Source organism: Alteromonas sp. MmMcT2-5, from assembly GCF_022348315.1.
In the GTDB taxonomy this organism is placed as follows: domain Bacteria; phylum Pseudomonadota; class Gammaproteobacteria; order Enterobacterales; family Alteromonadaceae; genus Alteromonas; species Alteromonas macleodii.
In genome coordinates, this window is record NZ_JAKRFB010000029.1 from 14,119 (window position 1) to 32,150 (window position 18,032).

Consider the following 18,032-nt stretch of genomic DNA (forward strand, 5'->3'; position numbering starts at 1 on the left):
TAAAATTTGATTAAGAGTTGCGTTTGTTATGTGCGAGCTGATAAAGCGCAGGTAATATAAACAGTGTCAGTAAAGTTGACGATATAATTCCCCCAATGACTACAGTGGCGAGCGGTCTTTGTACTTCAGCACCTGTTCCTGTATTAAGTGCCATGGGAACAAAGCCTAAGCTGGCCACTAACGCAGTCATCAAAACAGGTCGAAGCCGGATTATGGCCCCTCGAATTACTGAAGTATAAATATCACCATTTTCCTGCCAGAGTTGTCTGATGAATGCGACCATCACTAGTCCATTCAAAACCGCGACCCCGGACAAAGCGATAAAGCCTACTCCCGCAGAAATTGAAAGAGGCATATCTCTAATCCAGAGTGCCAGTACTCCTCCAGTCAAGGCTAGTGGTACACCAGTGAAAATTATCAATGCGTCTTTAACAGACCCAAACGCCATAATGAGTATGCCAACTATCAACGCAAGCGTAACCGGAACGACTAAAGTCAGCCGTTTGCTGGCGGATTCCAGTTGTTCAAAGGTACCACCAAACTCTAACCAATATCCTTCCTTCATTTTTAAATCGGATTTAAGTCTTTTTTGTAAATCAACGACAAATCCTCCTAGGTCGGTTCCTCGTACGTTAGTCGTTACGACAACTCTGCGCTTTCCATTCTCTCGGCTGATCTGTGCAGGCGCCGGCTTTAACTCGAGAGTGGCTACCTCTTCAAGCGGTACAAAACTATTGCCGACACGAACAGGTAAGCTCTCTAATTTGTCAATATTTGTACGCAACTCTTCAGATAATCTGATTACAATTTTAAACCGACGATCGCCTTCATAGATTATGCCTGATTCCTTACCCCCTATGCTGGTTGAAACGAGTGCTTGAATGTCTGCTACGTTAAGACCGTACCTTGCGAGAGCATCTCGTTTTGGTAATATGGACAACATAGGAAGGCCGGCAACTTGCTCAACTCGGGTGTCTGAGGCACCTTGTATCGACTCAGCGATCTCAGCAACCTTATTTGCAGAATCCAACAATTGCTCTAAGTCATCACCGAAAACCTTGACTGCAACATCAGCCCTTACGCCGGAAATCAATTCATTAAATCTCATTTGAATTGGTTGGGTAAATTCATAGTTATTACCGGGAAGCTTTGAGGCGACTGATTCAATTTCAGCCACTAGATCCGATTTAGATTTAGCTGGATCAGGCCATTCTGAGCGAGGTTTAAGTATTACAAAACTATCGGCTACATTAGGAGGCATTGGGTCTGTAGCGACTTCTGGTGTACCTATTTTCGCAAAGACTACCGCTACCTCTGGAATTTCTAACAGCGCACCTTCAAGTAATTCTTGCATTTGAATTGATTGGTTTAGACCGGTACCCGTTATGCGTAAAGCCTGTAAAGCGACATCACCTTCATCCAGTTGAGGAATAAATTCAGACCCAAGTGTTGTTGCCAACCATCCGCAGAAGACAACAAACGCTAGTGCAGCCCCAAGAGCAGCAGCTTTAAATTTAAGAATAGCCCTAAGTGCTGGTTCGTAAGCCAGTTTCACCCAACGTATTAAAAAACTCTCCTTTTCACTGATTTTTCCCCCCATGAAAATTGCGATCGCTGCAGGCACTACCGTCAGTGACAAAATCATTGCCGCAATAAGAGCGATAACAACAGTTATTGCCATGGGATGAAACATCTTTCCCTCTACGCCTGTTAAAGTAAAAATAGGCAGATAAACAGCGGTTATGATCCCGACTCCAAATAAGCTGGGCCTGATTACTTCAATCGTTGCTATTTTCACTTCTTCTAGACGTTCCTTGAGTTGAAGAAGTCTGCCGTGATGCTGTTGCGCTTCAGATAAGCGCCTAATACAGTTTTCAACAATGATGACAGCGCCATCGACAATCAGACCAAAATCTAAAGCCCCCAAACTCATCAGATTTGCCGAAACACCTCTCTGGACCATTCCAGTGATTGTCATCATCATAGCAATAGGTATGATCGCAGCCGTAATAAGAGCCGCTCGAATATTGCCTAGTAGTAAAAATAATATGACAATTACGAGTAATGCTCCTTCCAGCAGGTTCTTCTGCACAGTGTTTATCGCTTTGTCGACCAGTGTAGTTCGATCATAGGCGGGTTCAGTAACTACCCAGCTTGGTAACGATCTTTGAATTTCAGTTAATTTACTGGCAGTTAAAGCTGCAACTTCCCTTGAGTTTTCTCCCAGCAACATCATGACCGTTCCCATCACTGTCTCTTTACCATTTCTTGTAGCGGCACCGGTCCTCAGCTGCTTACCCAAGCCTACAGTTCCAATATCTTTTATTAGAACAGGAACAGATCCTTTTTTTCCTACTACGACATTTTCGATATCCTTTATCCCTGTCAATTGACCTGGAGAGCGAACAAGAAGTTGCTCGCCATTTTTCTCAATATAGCCTGCTCCAGCATTATCATTGTTTAAATATAGTGCTTCAGAAATGTCTTTAAGCGAGACTCCCATCTCCAGCATTTTTACAGGGTCGGGATTGACGTGATATTGCTTGTCATAACCTCCAATAGTGTTTACTTCTACTACTCCCGGAACCTGGGCTAACTGTGGTCGAATGATCCAATCTTGTACCTCTCTTAAAGCCATAGGTGTGACCGGCGAGCCATCGGGTAACGTTGCTCCATCTTTCCCTTCCAGTGTATATACGAAAATTTCGCCAAGCCCTGTTGCGATTGGCCCCATTTCTGGCTCAAGGCCATCAGGTAAAACACTTTTAAGGTTAGCAAGTCTTTCGTCGATTAAATTTCGGGCAAAAAAGATATCCGTTCCTTCTTCGAAAATAACTGTAATCTGTGAAAGACCATACCTCGATATAGAACGTGTATAGGATAAGTTAGGCAAGCCATATAGTGCTGTTTCGACAGGAAATGTTATTCGTTGTTCAGCTTCTAATGGTGAGTACCCCGGAGCTTTGGTGTTAATCTGAACCTGTACATTTGTAATATCTGGTACAGCATCAATAGGTAATCGCTGGTAGCTCCAAACGCCGATCCCAATTAAGATTAGTGCAAGAACAAGAAACAAAAAGCGTCTTTCTACTGAAAGACGAATAATATTATCAATCATTTATCGTCTCCAGGATTAGTGAGCGTGAGAGGCACCGGATTTTTCAAGATCCGCTTTTATCAGAAAGCTATTTTTTGATACGTAAATTTGACCAGCGATTAAGCCACGCTTTACTTCAGTGAAGTTGTCATCTTTTATACCCAGCTCGACAGGGACAGCTTGAAACGTGTTACCATCGTTTAAAAATACAACTGAGTTACCATCCATTGATTGGATAGCTTCATTCTCAACGCGAAGCGAAACATCGACTTTCTGAGCATCAACTACACCTGTAACCATATCGCCGGGGGAGAATTCTCCTTCGGTATTAGTGATTTCAACAATTGCGATCTGATAAGGTTCAAGTGAACCTGACGGAATGAGAAATTTGACCTTTGCATCTTGCTGTCGGGAACCTTTTTTTATGTGGATATAAGAGCCCTGCTTTATTGTATCCCGCTTGGATGGAAATACTTTCAATTCTGCCCAAAGCGTTTCAGCGTCGACTATTTTATAAAGCGTTTCACTGGTAACCAACTGCCCAACATTAACATTTCGACTTACTACCGTACCCGAAATTGGCGCTTTCACGATGTAGGTTTGTAAGCTGTCATTTGATTGAATTTTTGCAATTACATCGCCAGCCTTCACGCTGTCACCAACATCCGAAGCGAGAGTTTCTACAACTCCCGAGAACCGCGCATTAACTTCAGCCTTGTTCTTGGGTGGAATTACAAGAGTACCCAACAATTCGATATGTCTTTCAATGGTCCCACTCTGAACTTCGGAGGTTGCTAATTGAAACTTTTCAGTTAATGCTCTTGAGATCTGTGTTCTTCCCTCGAAGTTTTCCCACTCCCAGGAATACTTTCGTCTTTTGTCAGTCAGATAAATAGTAGCCCTAAAAGAATGAGGTTCAGACAGAGCTTTTATTGACCGCAAAACCCCCTCTGAAGTTTGAAACTCAAATTTTTCTGAGCTTGAACCTAACTTCTGTAGCTCTATAGAAAAGGAATCAGGGATAAATGGCTTCCCATCTTCAAAAGTCGAGGCAATAATTACAGAGCCCTCGGGGCTTTCATCGATACTTACTTCTATTTTGATGTTACCTTTCTGGAATATATTTTGGTTGTCATTTGAATTGGTGACATCTTCACTTGCGGTCGCGATAGATGTCACAGTGCCGATAAGAAATAAAAATAAAATTTGCTTTAGCATAATTAATCCTGGAGATTGAAAGTGAATGATTTCAGAGATTGCCCTGTCCATTGTTCGATAAGTGCTTCATTGAGCAGGGTGGCTTCGCGATAGTTGATGAGACTCCGTTGAGATTGGAGAAGTGCATCACGTGAAGCAAACCATTCTTGATAAGTGTAAATTCCCTTTTGATAGCCCTCCTTGGTCAGCTCCAATGCTCTTTTCAAATCTGGCATTACTTCTTTTTCCAGGTGCAATGCTGCCTGTGAACTAAAATTTATGCTTTTCGTTGCTTTAAATAGAATCGCTTTTACATCGAGATACTTGGTGTCTCGCTCTAATAACTCCGCCTCCTTACTAGCAATTGCAGATTTGACTGCACCCGAATTCCTCTTCTCAGCAAATAGTGGAATTGAGGCACCAAAAACTAACGATGTATCTTGAGCTCCCTGATTCCTTCTAACACCAACAGACCAAGATAGGTCTGCGGTATTATCAGACTTAGCCAACTGAATTTCAGCGTCCTTCAGGTCAAGTGACTTAATTAGTAAATCCGCATTCGATGATGATAAGAATTGGTTAAAAAGTGTTTCGTAGGAATAATTTTTAGCGGGTGAATTTAAAGAACCAGTAAGCGTGATATCTTCATAATTGCCCTGCCAGAATAGTGTGAGAGATTGCAGGGCTATTTCTTTATTCACCTTTGCTGTCGCAAGTTCTAATTTCGCTTGATTTAAAGCCGATTTAGCTCTGAACAATTCAGCATCATTCGTTGCACCACTTTTTATTCTATTAGTGATCACAGTAAGAGCATCTTCAGCTAAGCTCACACTTCGCTCAGCTATTTGCAGACGCTCCTGTTGTGCCAGAACGCGAATATACTGCTGAGTGAGCCCACCAAGTAGTGAGAGAGACATTGAATACTGCTCTGAATCTAAAAGGGCAGCTCTGGCATCCACAACCAGTGTTCTTGCACTCTTCTTTCCACCAAGTTCATACACTGAAGATAGAGAGATGGTTGCTTCTGCTGCTTGAACTCCCGAAGTAGAACTTGTGCCCATCACATTTTCTAGATTAGCACCTACGGTGTAAGCTGGAGAAAGCAAAGCTTGTTGGCGATCTCCCTCAAGAGCTCTAGTAAGAGGTCTGAATTTCAACAAGCTTGGATGACGGTTGAGAGTAAGTTGAACTGCATCATCTAAAGTTACTTGTTCTGCCAATGCATTGGCTTGAGATAGCATCAATGCACTAGTCAATATCCCGGCGCGCGTAAGTTTGCGCACAGGAAACTGTGAAATTTTCATGATATATAATCCTAGTCAGTTGAAAAAACGAAAAACGACAGGGATTAAATTCTTGGAGGACGCTCTATTTGGTTAATGAAACGATTAGGTGTAGCTTCACTATAAACTGAGACTAAATTGGGAAACTTTTTTAGAAACGAGCTTTCAATATCAAAGTAAAAAGCTATGTGTGTAAAATGACCATGACAAGAACAACAATGGTCACAATCACTTCCCGCATCTAAATCGTAAGCATCGGACAGTTCGATTAATGTATTTTCAGTACATAATTCATTGCTAAACAAGTGGTCTTGTTCAATAGAAAACGCGTCAGTCACAATCAACAAAAATTGTGCGCACAACAAAAAAGCGGCTAAGACCACTTTTAGATTTTTGCTAATGCGGTAATTCGTTTTCAACACAAGATTCCTCTATTGGCAATCTATGTTCTCTTAAAATATGATTGTAGTCAATGCCTAAATGGTCAGCTTTCTGATTCACAAGAGGAACTCTGTATTAAAAAGCCATGTATTTCAATTAAGTTGCTAAATCTTGTCAGAAAAACAGAAATCTACTGCGAAGCCTGCTCATACATAATCCGGCAATGTAAAATAAGTACACCGAAGGAATAGGAGAATACAAAATGCATTTTCAATAAGCCTGTCACAATTATTGCGTCTCGCTCGTACCAAAACCTGTAATACCCCCTACAACAAGTGTAAAAGCAAGTCCAATACTGAAAGATAAAATCACCGTTGACCCAAGAGGTAGCTTTTCCAATTGCTATCTGATCTCCTTACAGTGAGCGCATCAATGAACAACAAAGTAAATATTATCTGGCTCATGCCATAACCGTGATGCTATGCTTATGAGCATGAAGTTGGTTCGCATCGCTTCTTTGAGTTCACCAAATCATCTAAGGCTCCATTTTCGAATAAACGGTACAATAGACTAGTAGAAAGGCATATCGGAAACTCGATATCGCTAGATACCTTACTGTAACTTTTTGGCTAAAAACGTTGTCGCTTCGCGTAAAAATACCGGTCATTTTTTGACCTTGGCAAGTTCATGTTTTAATCTGCTATCCCCGCGTCACAACGGGGATCACTGCTCTTATGTGTTTTATCTTTAGATTGCGCAGCATGATGTTTTCAGCAGTTAGGTAGACTAAGAAAAATACTAATATCTAAAGCAATCTGACGACCAATAATATCAGGTTTCTAGCAGAGTAATACCGCTTCGAGTATGAATTCTGAAGTATACTTTGTTTGTTAACAACCACTCATTCCTGGCATAGCAAGCTTCTTTAGGGGAGGTTTCCTAAAAATCTGAAGAGGCTCCACAGATGACTGAAATCTATGAAGGGGCACTATAATAATTGTGATAATTCTCTTTCTGATCTAGAACCGTAGCAGAGTTACTTTCATGTTAAATAGTTCATGTTAATGCACATTAACGTTACCTATTCGAGTAAAGATAAGAAGTTAGCTTTCCGCTTTTGATTACGATATGTCATGCAAGCGAATAGCGCTCACGTCAGCAGCAAATTTAAAATAATTAAAGGGTTGTAAATCTCTGTCAAGACAGTTGGGTGACGTCAACATGTTGGAGATATACAAGATGAAAACTAAGCTGCCTCATATTGGTATTTTTTGGGTCTACAAGTCGACTGTACTTGCTAAAGCAATGCCTTTGAATAGTGCAGAGCCTGATAGCCTTTCACTCTATGACAGTGACTTTAGCCATTTAGTAGAGTGGGAAGAGCATAGAATATACCTTCCGTGTTTTCCTGAGCTCATTGCTGTTGAATATCAAGAAATCAGCAGGGGTAGAGTAATCTACTCTGGAGACTCAACATTCTTTAACATTTATGCAGACAGAAACGTGATAAAAAGCAGGGAGCTTCAAACTTTGATATGTGATAAATTTAACCTTATACCGAGTCAATGCACTTGGAAGCAAGATAAGCATTACCGCATCTTTAGTTCATAAAAAGCATACCTAAAATTTAAAAAGTCGCTCACTCAAGAATACGCTAGCAAATCATAGGGACATGACGTTGAATATATTTGGAGTAATAAACAATAGTATTTCTGATTTTGTAGAAAACCAAGAAAATAAAGCGCTCAAGAGAGGTACAGGCTCTTATTCGATACCGTTTAGAGGCTCTATCTTTGGAGAAATCGAGACAGAAAAAGTATTAAGTAAGCTCAATACCGAATCAGTCGATGTGATTTGGTTAGGCTCAAATCCTAATGTTCCTGAATCTCTCGACGCTATTTTGACTCCTTCCTCCCCTTCTCACTACGAGGGGTTTGTGCAACAAGCCATGAACGACAACTTCAGCGAAGCGTACAGAAATAGCGATGGTGTGAATGCCCCGTTGTGGGATCCTATTAACAAGCCAAACAACAAGTGGCAATTCTACTCAGAAATATTCAATAAGCGGTTTGGCGAACACAAAACGCTCATGGCTAACATAGTGCTGTGGGGAAGTAAGGATTTTAAAAGCTTCACTTCTCAGTTGGCTAAATACGATAAAGCGCTTTTAGAGAGAGCTATTCAGTTTTCTTACGAGCTGAACAATCAGATAATAGAGTACTTCAAGCCAAAGGTTGTTCTTGTTCCCAAGAGCTCTAATAGCCCATCATCAAAGAATTGGCTACTACACTCTTCAAACTTAACAGACATACAGCATCACGAAGTGAGAGGTAAAGTAACGTTCAAGTTTTCAGTAGGTAGCCTGCAAAAAGGCGATTTTAAAACAACTGTAATATCAGCCCCCCACCCTTCATACACACCAAGAATTGGTCGTGAATTTAGAGAGTCTGCGCAAAACGCTATCTTCACAGTATTACAAAATTGCTGATACTTATTAATCTACTTCATAAACAAAAACTAATTTTGCATTTGTTAGCATCTTTAGTTGATGAGTTTATCGCACGAGAGTTACATGATAGAACTTAAGATTTTGGGATCCTTTATTACCGCTAGTGCAACTATTTTAGTAGCCTTAGCAACATATATATGGAAAATTCAGAGAGAAAAAAAAGAAAGTAATCGAACAATAATTTATTTACTCCTTGAGTTACGCAATGTATTTATCAATTCAGTAATTAATACAGATCGCGCGATTGACGGTTACTTGAAGCTGTATTTAGAGAAATTGAATGACCAAGCATTCTCGCCTAAAGATAAATCAGCATTCGAAGCAGAGCTACGAATTGCCCTTGAGAAAGCATTTAATTCGTTAATCATTGATATGAAGGAAGAACTGCGAGTAGATTTCTCCTCTCAGTTTGACAGCGCTATTTTAGAGCTTTCAAAACATGACCCAATACTTGCTTACCGATTGCAGAAAAACATAAAAATTGAAAAAACTTTCGAGGTAATAGAGAATCATCTAACGAGGATCAAAGATTGGGTCGATAACACTAACGAAGAAAATTTGCCTTCTTTTGAGAGTATTTCGCGAAGGTTAGAATCTAAATTGGTTGAAAAACTAGCTGGAGATCTTGAACAAGATATTCTCACCGTTGCTAGTAGTGATTCATTTTTAACTAAATTAAAATGCAAAAGGATCATTAGCAATAAGAACATAAATAGCATTTACGATTTTAGCGAGATCGGTCCCTATTTGGATGAATCTTTAATTACGGTCTTCGAAAACAGTAGTCAGAATATTTAAGACAACAAGGACGTTTATGTGTGTGATTCATAGAGATCGTTTCAACATAATACGACTCTAAGAACAAAGAAATTAGACAGCGACTCAAGTGGATTGAGCTTTACGAAGAAACTAAAAATGCAGGTCTGGTTTGCCGCAGGTGTGGTATATCCAGACCCACTCTTCGTAAATGGTTAAAACGATACAAAGAAAATGGTCTAGACGGTCTTCAGGACGTTTCTAAACGCCCTCATACCTCGCCAAATACTAAAATAAACCATCAGATAGAGGAATGGATTCTAAGCCTGAGAAAAGACAGGAAGCTTGGTGCGCGGAGAATCCAAAATGAACTTCTTCGCGAGCATAGTGTTCAATTATCGCTTGCTTCCATACATAAGGTGCTGACCAGACATGACGTTAAACCAATAGTATTTCAACGGAAGAAAAAAGACTTCATCCGTTACCAAAGACCTATTCCAGGTGATCGAGTGCAGATGGATACATGCAAAATCGCTCCTGGAATTTACCAATATACTGCTATTGATGACTGCTCTAGATATCGCGTACTGGATGTGTTTAACCGGAGGTCGGCAGCAAACACCCTTATTTTTATCGATAAGGTAATCGAGGAAATGCCATTTCCAATACAGCGAATACAAACCGACCGTGGTACAGAATTCTTCGCAGAGAAAGTTCAGCGAAAGCTGATGGATTATGGCATCAAATTTCGTCCTAACAAGCCTGGTTCTCCTCACCTGAATGGTAAGGTTGAAAGGTCGCAAAGAACCGACAAAGAAGAGTTTTATTCAACAGTAAACTTGAATCTAGACGAACTAAAAAACGAAACATTGCCCGAATGGCAGCATTACTACAACTGGCAACGGGCACATGGTTAGTTAAAGGGAAAAACGCCAATGGATATTGTCTGTGAAAGACTTGAACAAGCCCCACTTTGAGAAGAGGTTCACGAGGATTATATAACTGAGGACGAGCGCATTCAGCTATCAAATTATCAACGCGACCTGCAATTGAGAAAAGTGAAATGATGTCTATGAATCACACAACTCATGCCATATAAATCGACTTTCTAACACTCCAAACAATGGATAGTAACTCGCGATCACAACAGTGAGCGTTGGATAAAAACTTCGGTCTTTATCGAATTTATTTAACTTCGCCAATCCTATTATTAAAACAGCTACCAAAGCCCCTATTGAAGTACTCACTAACACTTTATTTACCCATGTGCCGGTAATAGAAAAATTGCCCCTTCCAGCGGCTAAAACTTGCCACGCTTCTATTCGTCTTTGCTTGAAGAAAACGCTTTTAATGCTTTTTCCAGTGAATATTTTGCGTTAGGCATAACGGAACCTGTGAATTCTTGTACCGCTTGATGGATTTCATGCTCAGCTGGGTTTCTTTCAATTATTCCCAAGTTAAGTAACTTAATTCTGTCCGCTTCGTTTTTACTATGTACCACTGTGTTGTCCTGTTTTTGTTTGTTATGGCTGTACGATCAGGCGTAACGTAAGTCTGATCGTTGCTATTGAACCAATTACTTTTTATGGGTTTGCCCAGGAGGAACACGGTGGCAACTCCAGGGTTTGTGTTTTGCATTTTCACGAATGTTTTCGTCAACGAATTGGTAATAGCCTTCTTTCATTTTTGTCCAAAAGTCGTCCGAAATGTCTGCCCCGTTGTCACGAATGATTGTCTCAATGCCATCTAAATTGCAGTGGGTTGCATCGTAGCCTATATGCAGGGTACTTTTGGCGTCCTCAAATGAAACTGCATCGATTCCAAAGGTCCCATCAATGCCAGCAATAATTGCTTCTATGTTATCTTCGGTAATACCAACCAACTTTAAATGCCGTACGACTAAATTCGCCTCTGATACACCGACTCTGTGATCTAGATCGCTCATCTTTTCCTCCTATAAATCGATTGTTAACTTGTTTATGTTCGTCATTTCTTTAATTATTTAAAACACTATTGGCACCGAGCTGCTGCTTCATTAACGATTGTAAAATTGACATTCTTTGTTCAAGATAAAACAAAAGTTCGTCTACCGAATTTCCCATGACTACAAAGTCGCCCCCTGCTAAACCGCTGTCGATAAGAACGAGACTTCGTTGAAGGCCATTTGTGTACGTTTCTTCCAGATGTGCTTTGTGTTGCAGGTCTGTTTCACTTTGGAGTCTCTTCTCAATATTCGTTAAATAAATTTCCATCATTTTCATATGCTCAACGATGAGAGTTTGCCTATCAGAGACGTCGTTGATCCGTTGTATGCGTTGCATTAGTGCATCCATGACAAGCTCATTACTTCGAAGCATATCATCCGCACTCATCGACGTTTGAGCAGCAGCAAATGTCGCGGGTAACAGCCCTCCAACAAACAGTAATGACAGTAGTACTTTGTTCATTTTGTAATCCTTAATTAGTGCTTGAAACGTTTGAAATACCCATACGGGGAAACCAACCTGGCGTCGTTTGTTTATAGTGTCTGTAGCTATCACCAAACTCGGATTCAGCTTGCTGCTCTTCTCGCGTGGCGAGTCGAGCATAAACGACAATAAGAATTGGAAACATAAGTAAGGTTGGCAGTGTTGGCCATTGCAACAAAAAGCCAAACATGATCAGTATAAATGCAACATATTGAGGATGCCGGCAGCGAGCGTACCATCCAGTAGTGGCTAAACTATGCGATTTTTGCGCGTGGTGTAGGACACTCCAAGAAGCGGATAGTAAAAAGAAACCTAAAATGATGATGACATTACTTAAGATGTGTAAAATATCCCAGTGAGCATCGCCGGATAGCCCTAGCAAAGTATGCCACAAGTGACCATTTTCATGCGCTAAAAAGTCTACCCCTGGATAACTTTCCGCTAACCACCCTGACAAAAAATATATTGTCAGGGGGAAACCATACATTTCGGTAAATAAGGCCACGATAAAAGCGGAAAATACACCTAGGCTTCGCCAATCTGTTTTCGACTTCGGCTTGATAAAACTAAACGCAAAAAAGATAAAAATGGCTGAGTTTATAATGACTAGTGCCCAGAGCCCATAATCAGAATCACCGTGCATTATTATTCTCCGTTTTATGTTTTCCTTTACGGGCCTGCTCTAACCCTTCGATATAGCCTTTTCGATATTGCTCATTGTCCTCGGTTTGTTCTTTAAATGTTTTTTCGGTGTGCTCATGTGTTTCATGTCCTTTGCCATGACTGCCGTGCATAAAAATGTGCATGACAAGGCACAACAACAAGATCAAGTAAGGTAAATACGGAAACACATGCTCACCATGCTCAACCAGCAAGAAGTAGCTCGCGGCGGTAATAAGGCCTATGGCAGACCAACCACTGGGGGTGCGCCAAAAGGGGACTTTTTGTTTACTCATAATACACCTCGCTTTGGTATCTTTTACGTTAATAAAAAGCGTTTAATCACTTGATCACCAACGTGCCACGATACATTTGCATCTGACAATGAAATGGGTAAACGCCGGCACTGGAAGCAGGAATAGTGACCGTCACTCGCTTGTTAAGCGCTAATGTTTCATTGATATCCAACTCCGGGATCAATAACGTTTCTGCACAGGGCGTTGCATCTTCTCTGACGAACATAAGCTTAACGGACTGATGCGCCGGCACCGTGATATTGGCAGGCTGATACACGCCGTCTTTTACAAGGACTTTGATACTGCCGTCTTTTATCTGGGTTGATTGTGCTTTGTAAAGCCAAAACCACCAAACAATAAGCCCAATCAGGATAAGCCCTGCTAAATTAATCCATATCATCATTGTGTACTCCTAGTGCTCTTTCGCTTTAAATAGACGTAATCGGTTAGCATTGGTCACCACCGTTAGTGATGAGAATGCCATCGCTGCACCAGCAATGACTGGGTTAAGCAGTATCCCTAAGAATGGATAAAAGACGCCTGCCGCAAATGGTATTCCGGCGACATTATAAATAAATGCGCCAAAGAGGTTTTGCTTGATGTTACGCAGTGTTGCTTTGCTCACGGCAATTGCATCCGCTAACCCATGTAGGGAGCCGCGCATCAACGTTATATCCGCACTTTCTATCGCTACATCAGTCCCAGTCCCAATCGCAAAGCCGACGTTGGCATGAGCAAGGGCCGGTGCGTCATTTATGCCATCACCGGTCATACCCACAATTTCGCCTTCACGTTGAAGCTCAAGTATTTTGTTTGCCTTATCTTCCGGCATCACTTCGGCAACGTAATCTGCAATCCCCGCTTTTCGGGCGACGGCTTTTGCGGTCAGTCGATTATCCCCGGTTAACATCACAACTCGTATCCCGTTATGCTGTAGCCGCTTTATCGCATCTATTGAGTCAGATTTTATTGGGTCAGCGACGGCAATTACGGCAACTAATGTAGAATCAATAGCAAAATACATAGGGGTCTTTGCATCCGCTGCTAACCTCTGCGCTTTGTCGATGTAATGATGAAGCTCGATCCCTTGGTCTATCATCAATTTTTCATTTCCAAATAGCAGGCGTTGAGAATTTAGCATGGCTTCAACCCCCTTCCCCGCAATGGACTGAAAATCAGTAACGGAATGGATCTGCACACCTTGCTCCTTTGCAGATTCAACGATCGCCATGGCAAGTGGATGCTCAGAACCAGACTCAAGGCTAGCCGCCAAAGAAAGCACATCGTTGTGACTATGATCTGAAACTATAACGACATCTGTTACTTTAGGGGCCCCCTCAGTAATAGTGCCTGTTTTATCTAGAACCATAGTGGTTATTTTTGATGCAGATTGCAGCGCTTCGCCGTTTCGGATAAGAACCCCCGCTTCAGCCGCCTTTCCCACACCGACCATCACCGACATCGGTGTGGCCAAACCCAAGGCGCAAGGGCAGGCAATAATCAGTACTGTGGTCGCAGAAACGATTGCAAAAGCTACTTCAGGAGATGGGCCATAATTCAGCCAGGCCAGCGCACTGATCACGGCAATGATCATGACGACCGGTACAAAATAGGCGGAAATCATATCAGCTAATCGACCAATAGGCGGTTTAGAATTTTGTGCGCGTTTTACCATGTTAATAATTTGAGCAAGCGCGGTATCTTTTCCCACGCGCTCTGCTCGAAAGACGATAGAGCCTGATTTGTTTATCGTGCCGGCAACGACCTCATCGTCTTTTCGTTTTTCTATGGGCATGGGTTCACCCGTTAGCATTGATTCATCAATACTTGTCTGGCCCTCGACAACTAAGCCATCAACAGAGATGCGCTCCCCAGGGCGAACCCGGATAAGATCATTTAGCAGAACATCTTCAATCGGAATATCTATATCATGCCCATCACGAATGACGCGAGCTGTTTTGGCTTGTAAACCAATCAGTCGTTTAATTGCCTCGGACGTTTTACCGCGTGCTTTTATCTCAAGCGCTAAGCCTAAATTAATGAGACCAATTATCATGGCTGTTGCTTCAAAATAGACATGCCGCGCCATTTCAGGCACATATCCGGGGAAAAACACAACGACCATAGAGTACAACCAGGCTGTTCCTGTCCCCAATGCAATCAAAGTATCCATGTTCGCGGCGTGATTTTTAAAGGAGTTCCAAGCACCTACATAAAAATGCCGACCAGAAAACACCATAACACCCAATGTCATGATCCCTACAATCAACCACACGATCCGCTCAGTGGTCGTGTTGACGCTCATTTCCCCCGTCACCAAGCCATAAAGCATCAGTGGCACACCCAGAGATAATGCAATGACCATGTCTCGCATTAGTTTTTTATAATATGCCCAGTCCGCCTGTTCCTTTTCTTCAATGGCAGCCTCATCTGAATCCGTATTCGCTAATGTTGCGTTATACCCAGCTTGCTCTACCGCCTTAATCAATGCGTGGGAGGATGAACTGCCCATCACCAACACCGAGCGTTCAGCAAAATTCATCTCAGCATTGGTGACACCCGAGACCTGTTTTAAGGCCGCTTCAATTTTAGTCACACAACTGGCGCAACTTGCACCTTGGATATTGAGTTGTAGCTCACCCGAAGACGCAGAGACTTGCTCAGTATGTGTTTCACTCTCGACCGCCTTACTAGCGGTTGATACTTTTTTGTCACCGCCACAACACGAATGAATTTTCGCATCGTCCGTTTTTGAATTCATGAGCCACTCCCTCTCTAAATAATGTTATGATTTAAGTGATGTGAAACCTTCAATCAAATGGCAAATCGTATCGGCCGTTGGATGCTGATCCGGTGTATTTTCCCATTCTGAGATTGCTTTTCGCATGCGCAGTCTTAGCTCATGCATGTCCTGATACCGCTGTTCAGTTTCTTTCAACCTTTGTTCAATAAGGCGCCGAACCGTCGGGCATGGCGCGTTGGTTTGTGATGACGTGAACAGAATTTCCTTAATATCATTGATAGAGAAACCTAATGAACGCGCGCTTAAAATAAACCGTAGTCGTGTCACATCAGCGGGCCTGTAATACTTGTAACCATTGTGCGATTTACTTGGCACCAAAAAACCAATGCGCGTGTAATACCGTACGCTGTCCGCGCTAATCTCTAGTGCATCTGCAATTTGTTTAACGCGCATTTTAACGCTCCTCTTTTATCAACATAGATATGCGGTTAAGCACGCCTTTAATCCTATGTTCTACTCTCACGTTACTAGGGTAAACCTATGTGTTGCTCACAGGTCAACACCTATTCTTTCAGCAGATCCTTGGAAGCGGCTCATCTTCGAGTTCATTCATGAAACGTCTTCCTCCCATTGGCGTAACAATGGTCACGCGCCCTTTTGATTCGGTGTTTTTTACTATTACACCAATGTGTTCGGCCTGCTCCCCGTTTCGAATGCTCCGCCAGTGTTCTAGCACCTTACCGCTTATGTCAGGGGCAACAACAGCAACAATGCGTCCCTCACACGCTAAAACAAACGGATCAAAGCCTAATATTTCACACACGCTTGCCACTTCAGGTCGCACCGGAATATTATTTTCAATTAACTCGATATCGAAGCCTGTTTCATTAGCAACGTCATGGAGTAATACTGACAACCCTCCACGAGTTGGGTCACGCACAAAACGAACACCTTCCAAATGCTTGATTGGATCAATAAGAGGAACAACGCTTCCACAATCAGACTTTAGCTGACCTTGCAAACCATAGTCCTCGCGAGCAAGCAGGACACACGCACCGTGATCTGGTGAACGGAATGGGTCGTCGCTTGCTTAAACTGATCCGCAATTGCCTCGTCCTCAAACACTCTCACCGTACCAGGCGAACAGCGCATGTAGGCCGCGTCGATGACTATCGTATGATCGGAACTCGCGACCCACTCCAAAAGTTCATAGCTCAGTGTCCCAGCGTCAATGCAAGATACATTTGAATAAGACTTTAGCAGGGGTTGCAGAGCACGAACCGCGTGCACACCGACGCCATCATCTCGCTGCAGTAGATTTCCAACACCAATGATAGCGTAGCGCTTAGCCGCATTTTTAATTTGGTCAATTGTTGGTGTAGTTTCTAGTGATAGCATCGGTATTTTCCTTATTAGCTATGAGGTGCTGGAATTGACCAGCCAATCACAAAGAATAAACAGAGAACGATCACCGATAGACCAAGTAATTTTGTTGACCTAATGCGTTGACCTGTGCTTTGACGCATCACGAGTTTGATCACGATTATTGTTTGGATCAGGTAATAAAGTGCAAACCCTTTTGAAGCGAGATTAATAATTTCAAATACGTTAGATGACCAAACTAATATACCTGCGATGGCGATAACTAAAACGTAGTAAAATTGGGGGGAGATAGGTAAATGGAAAAGCTCTTTTAAGAGGCCTCCGCCACCGATAGTATCGGCTAATGCTGCACTTAACTGACTTGCCGTGGCGGCAACCAGTAATAAAATCGGCAATACCCATATTGCTTGCCCTAGGGTGTAGCTAATCGTTGTTTCGTTTAATTCCGTGATCGGAAAATCCAGGAAAATAGGACACGTTAGACCGATAAAAACAACATAGAGAAAAATAGCGATCCACTGAGCATAACGACTCGCTTTAATGCGCTGTTCTGGCGTATAGTTATTCCCCATAAAACGGGTTGTCTCGAACCCTTGCGTTACCATGAGCATCCCTGCGAGCATGCTAACAGTTTCAAAATGGCTCAATGCCTGTATCGCTTCATGTTGAAACCAAGCACTTTGTACTTGTATGTCGTAGGTTGCCAGCGCTGCGAGCACACCTACTATAATAGCCAACTTTATTGTCACGGCGAATAGCTCAATGGTCTCTAGCCCCCTAGCACCTCGAAGCCAAGCGACCACCATAATGATGACAAGCAACCCACTGGTAAACAGTTTGATGTACGTCGTATCAGAGATAGATAAACGATCAAAAACAAACGCTGCAAACAAACTAATATAAAACGCCACGGAAATGGCATATGCCGCACCAAGCGCCCATTGACTTGCTTTTTCAAGCGTCATAATACTGCTTTGTTGATTGCTAGCTAGCTCAGGTTCTGCGTGGCGTATATTGAAGCGAATAACCGACCCCAGCGCATATGCCAGAATGGACAACAACACTATTCCAAGCAGTGCCCATTTCCCCATTACCGAATGCAGCAGTGGTGCAATGATCAAAAAGCCACTACCAATAATGGAAGCCAACGGTGTGACTGTTGCTCGCCATTGGAAAGATTGTCGTAAGCGAGGCAGACACAATACTATTGCGATCAGCACCGAGGTTGCGAGCGCAATGGAATTTGTGATCACAGTTTG

The 18,032-nt window shown here is 42.3% G+C and carries 18 protein-coding genes and 1 pseudogene; 4 read left to right on the plus strand and 15 right to left on the minus strand.

Annotation, left to right across the window (positions count from 1 at the left end):
• Positions 1-10: 10 nt before the first annotated feature.
• The 4 genes from MHN09_RS13125 to MHN09_RS13140 are packed head-to-tail and all read right to left on the minus strand — an operon-like array spanning position 11 to position 5,996.
• Positions 11-3,118 carry a CusA/CzcA family heavy metal efflux RND transporter gene (locus tag MHN09_RS13125; protein ID WP_012516886.1) on the minus strand — a complete coding sequence of 1,036 codons (3,108 nt, stop codon included), beginning with the start codon at positions 3,116-3,118 and terminating at the stop codon, positions 11-13.
• A gap of 15 nt (positions 3,119-3,133) precedes the next feature.
• Entirely contained in the window at positions 3,134-4,315 is a 1,182-nt protein-coding gene (locus MHN09_RS13130; protein ID WP_012516885.1) for an efflux RND transporter periplasmic adaptor subunit, read from the minus strand.
• 2 nt (positions 4,316-4,317) lie between these two features.
• Positions 4,318-5,598 (minus strand): TolC family protein, encoded by a 1,281-nt coding sequence (locus MHN09_RS13135; protein WP_015066027.1) that lies wholly within the window; start codon positions 5,596-5,598, stop codon positions 4,318-4,320.
• Between the two features lie 44 nt (positions 5,599-5,642).
• Positions 5,643-5,996 carry a hypothetical protein gene (locus MHN09_RS13140; protein ID WP_015066026.1) on the minus strand — a complete coding sequence of 118 codons (354 nt, stop codon included), beginning with the start codon at positions 5,994-5,996 and terminating at the stop codon, positions 5,643-5,645.
• 1,201 nt (positions 5,997-7,197) lie between these two features.
• Here MHN09_RS13140 and MHN09_RS13145 point away from each other — a divergent pair.
• The 4 genes and pseudogenes from MHN09_RS13145 to MHN09_RS13160 all read left to right on the plus strand — a co-directional run bounded on the left by MHN09_RS13145 (position 7,198) and on the right by MHN09_RS13160 (position 10,290).
• Positions 7,198-7,569 (plus strand): hypothetical protein, encoded by a 372-nt coding sequence (locus MHN09_RS13145; RefSeq protein WP_232363010.1) that lies wholly within the window; start codon positions 7,198-7,200, stop codon positions 7,567-7,569.
• A gap of 61 nt (positions 7,570-7,630) precedes the next feature.
• Complete coding sequence (locus tag MHN09_RS13150) at positions 7,631-8,446, plus strand: hypothetical protein (protein ID WP_015066024.1); 816 nt, start codon at positions 7,631-7,633, stop codon at positions 8,444-8,446.
• 84 nt (positions 8,447-8,530) lie between these two features.
• The gene (locus tag MHN09_RS13155; protein WP_069945462.1) at positions 8,531-9,265 is read left to right on the plus strand and encodes a hypothetical protein; all 735 of its coding nucleotides are present in this window, start codon (positions 8,531-8,533) and stop codon (positions 9,263-9,265) included.
• A gap of 71 nt (positions 9,266-9,336) precedes the next feature.
• A pseudogene (locus MHN09_RS13160) lies at positions 9,337-10,290 on the plus strand (IS481 family transposase).
• A gap of 251 nt (positions 10,291-10,541) precedes the next feature.
• On the opposite strand, the gene MHN09_RS13165 reads toward MHN09_RS13160, so the two are convergent.
• The 11 genes from MHN09_RS13165 to MHN09_RS13215 all read right to left on the minus strand — a co-directional run bounded on the left by MHN09_RS13165 (position 10,542) and on the right by MHN09_RS13215 (position 18,026).
• Positions 10,542-10,724, minus strand: a complete 183-nt coding sequence (locus MHN09_RS13165) for a hypothetical protein (protein ID WP_012516877.1) — start codon at positions 10,722-10,724, stop codon at positions 10,542-10,544.
• Between the two features lie 75 nt (positions 10,725-10,799).
• Positions 10,800-11,168 (minus strand): hypothetical protein, encoded by a 369-nt coding sequence (locus MHN09_RS13170; protein WP_012516876.1) that lies wholly within the window; start codon positions 11,166-11,168, stop codon positions 10,800-10,802.
• 49 nt (positions 11,169-11,217) lie between these two features.
• The gene (locus MHN09_RS13175; RefSeq protein ID WP_239241037.1) at positions 11,218-11,670 is read right to left on the minus strand and encodes a hypothetical protein; all 453 of its coding nucleotides are present in this window, start codon (positions 11,668-11,670) and stop codon (positions 11,218-11,220) included.
• 10 nt (positions 11,671-11,680) lie between these two features.
• Positions 11,681-12,334: an isoprenylcysteine carboxylmethyltransferase family protein gene (locus MHN09_RS13180; protein WP_014997006.1), complete on the minus strand. Its 654-nt coding sequence runs from the start codon at positions 12,332-12,334 to the stop codon at positions 11,681-11,683.
• Positions 12,324-12,647, minus strand: a complete 324-nt coding sequence (locus MHN09_RS13185; RefSeq protein WP_014997005.1) for a DUF2933 domain-containing protein — start codon at positions 12,645-12,647, stop codon at positions 12,324-12,326. The genes MHN09_RS13180 and MHN09_RS13185 overlap by 11 nt, the downstream gene beginning before the upstream one ends.
• Positions 12,648-12,693: 46 nt before the next feature.
• Positions 12,694-13,050, minus strand: coding sequence for a cupredoxin domain-containing protein (locus tag MHN09_RS13190; RefSeq protein ID WP_015066022.1), 357 nt, complete (start codon positions 13,048-13,050; stop codon positions 12,694-12,696).
• Positions 13,051-13,059: 9 nt separating this feature from the next.
• Positions 13,060-15,408 (minus strand): heavy metal translocating P-type ATPase, encoded by a 2,349-nt coding sequence (locus tag MHN09_RS13195; protein ID WP_239241038.1) that lies wholly within the window; start codon positions 15,406-15,408, stop codon positions 13,060-13,062.
• 24 nt (positions 15,409-15,432) lie between these two features.
• Positions 15,433-15,843, minus strand: coding sequence for a MerR family transcriptional regulator (locus tag MHN09_RS13200; RefSeq protein WP_012516866.1), 411 nt, complete (start codon positions 15,841-15,843; stop codon positions 15,433-15,435).
• A 118-nt stretch (positions 15,844-15,961) separates the two neighbouring features.
• A complete protein-coding gene (locus tag MHN09_RS13205; RefSeq protein WP_014997003.1) occupies positions 15,962-16,411 on the minus strand; it encodes an AIR synthase-related protein in 450 nt (149 codons plus the stop codon).
• Complete coding sequence (locus MHN09_RS13210) at positions 16,396-16,788, minus strand: hydrogenase maturation protease (protein WP_014997002.1); 393 nt, start codon at positions 16,786-16,788, stop codon at positions 16,396-16,398. The genes MHN09_RS13205 and MHN09_RS13210 overlap by 16 nt, the downstream gene beginning before the upstream one ends.
• Before the next feature lie 14 nt (positions 16,789-16,802).
• Positions 16,803-18,026, minus strand: a complete 1,224-nt coding sequence (locus MHN09_RS13215) for a hypothetical protein (protein WP_156079167.1) — start codon at positions 18,024-18,026, stop codon at positions 16,803-16,805.
• Positions 18,027-18,032: the final 6 nt, after the last annotated feature.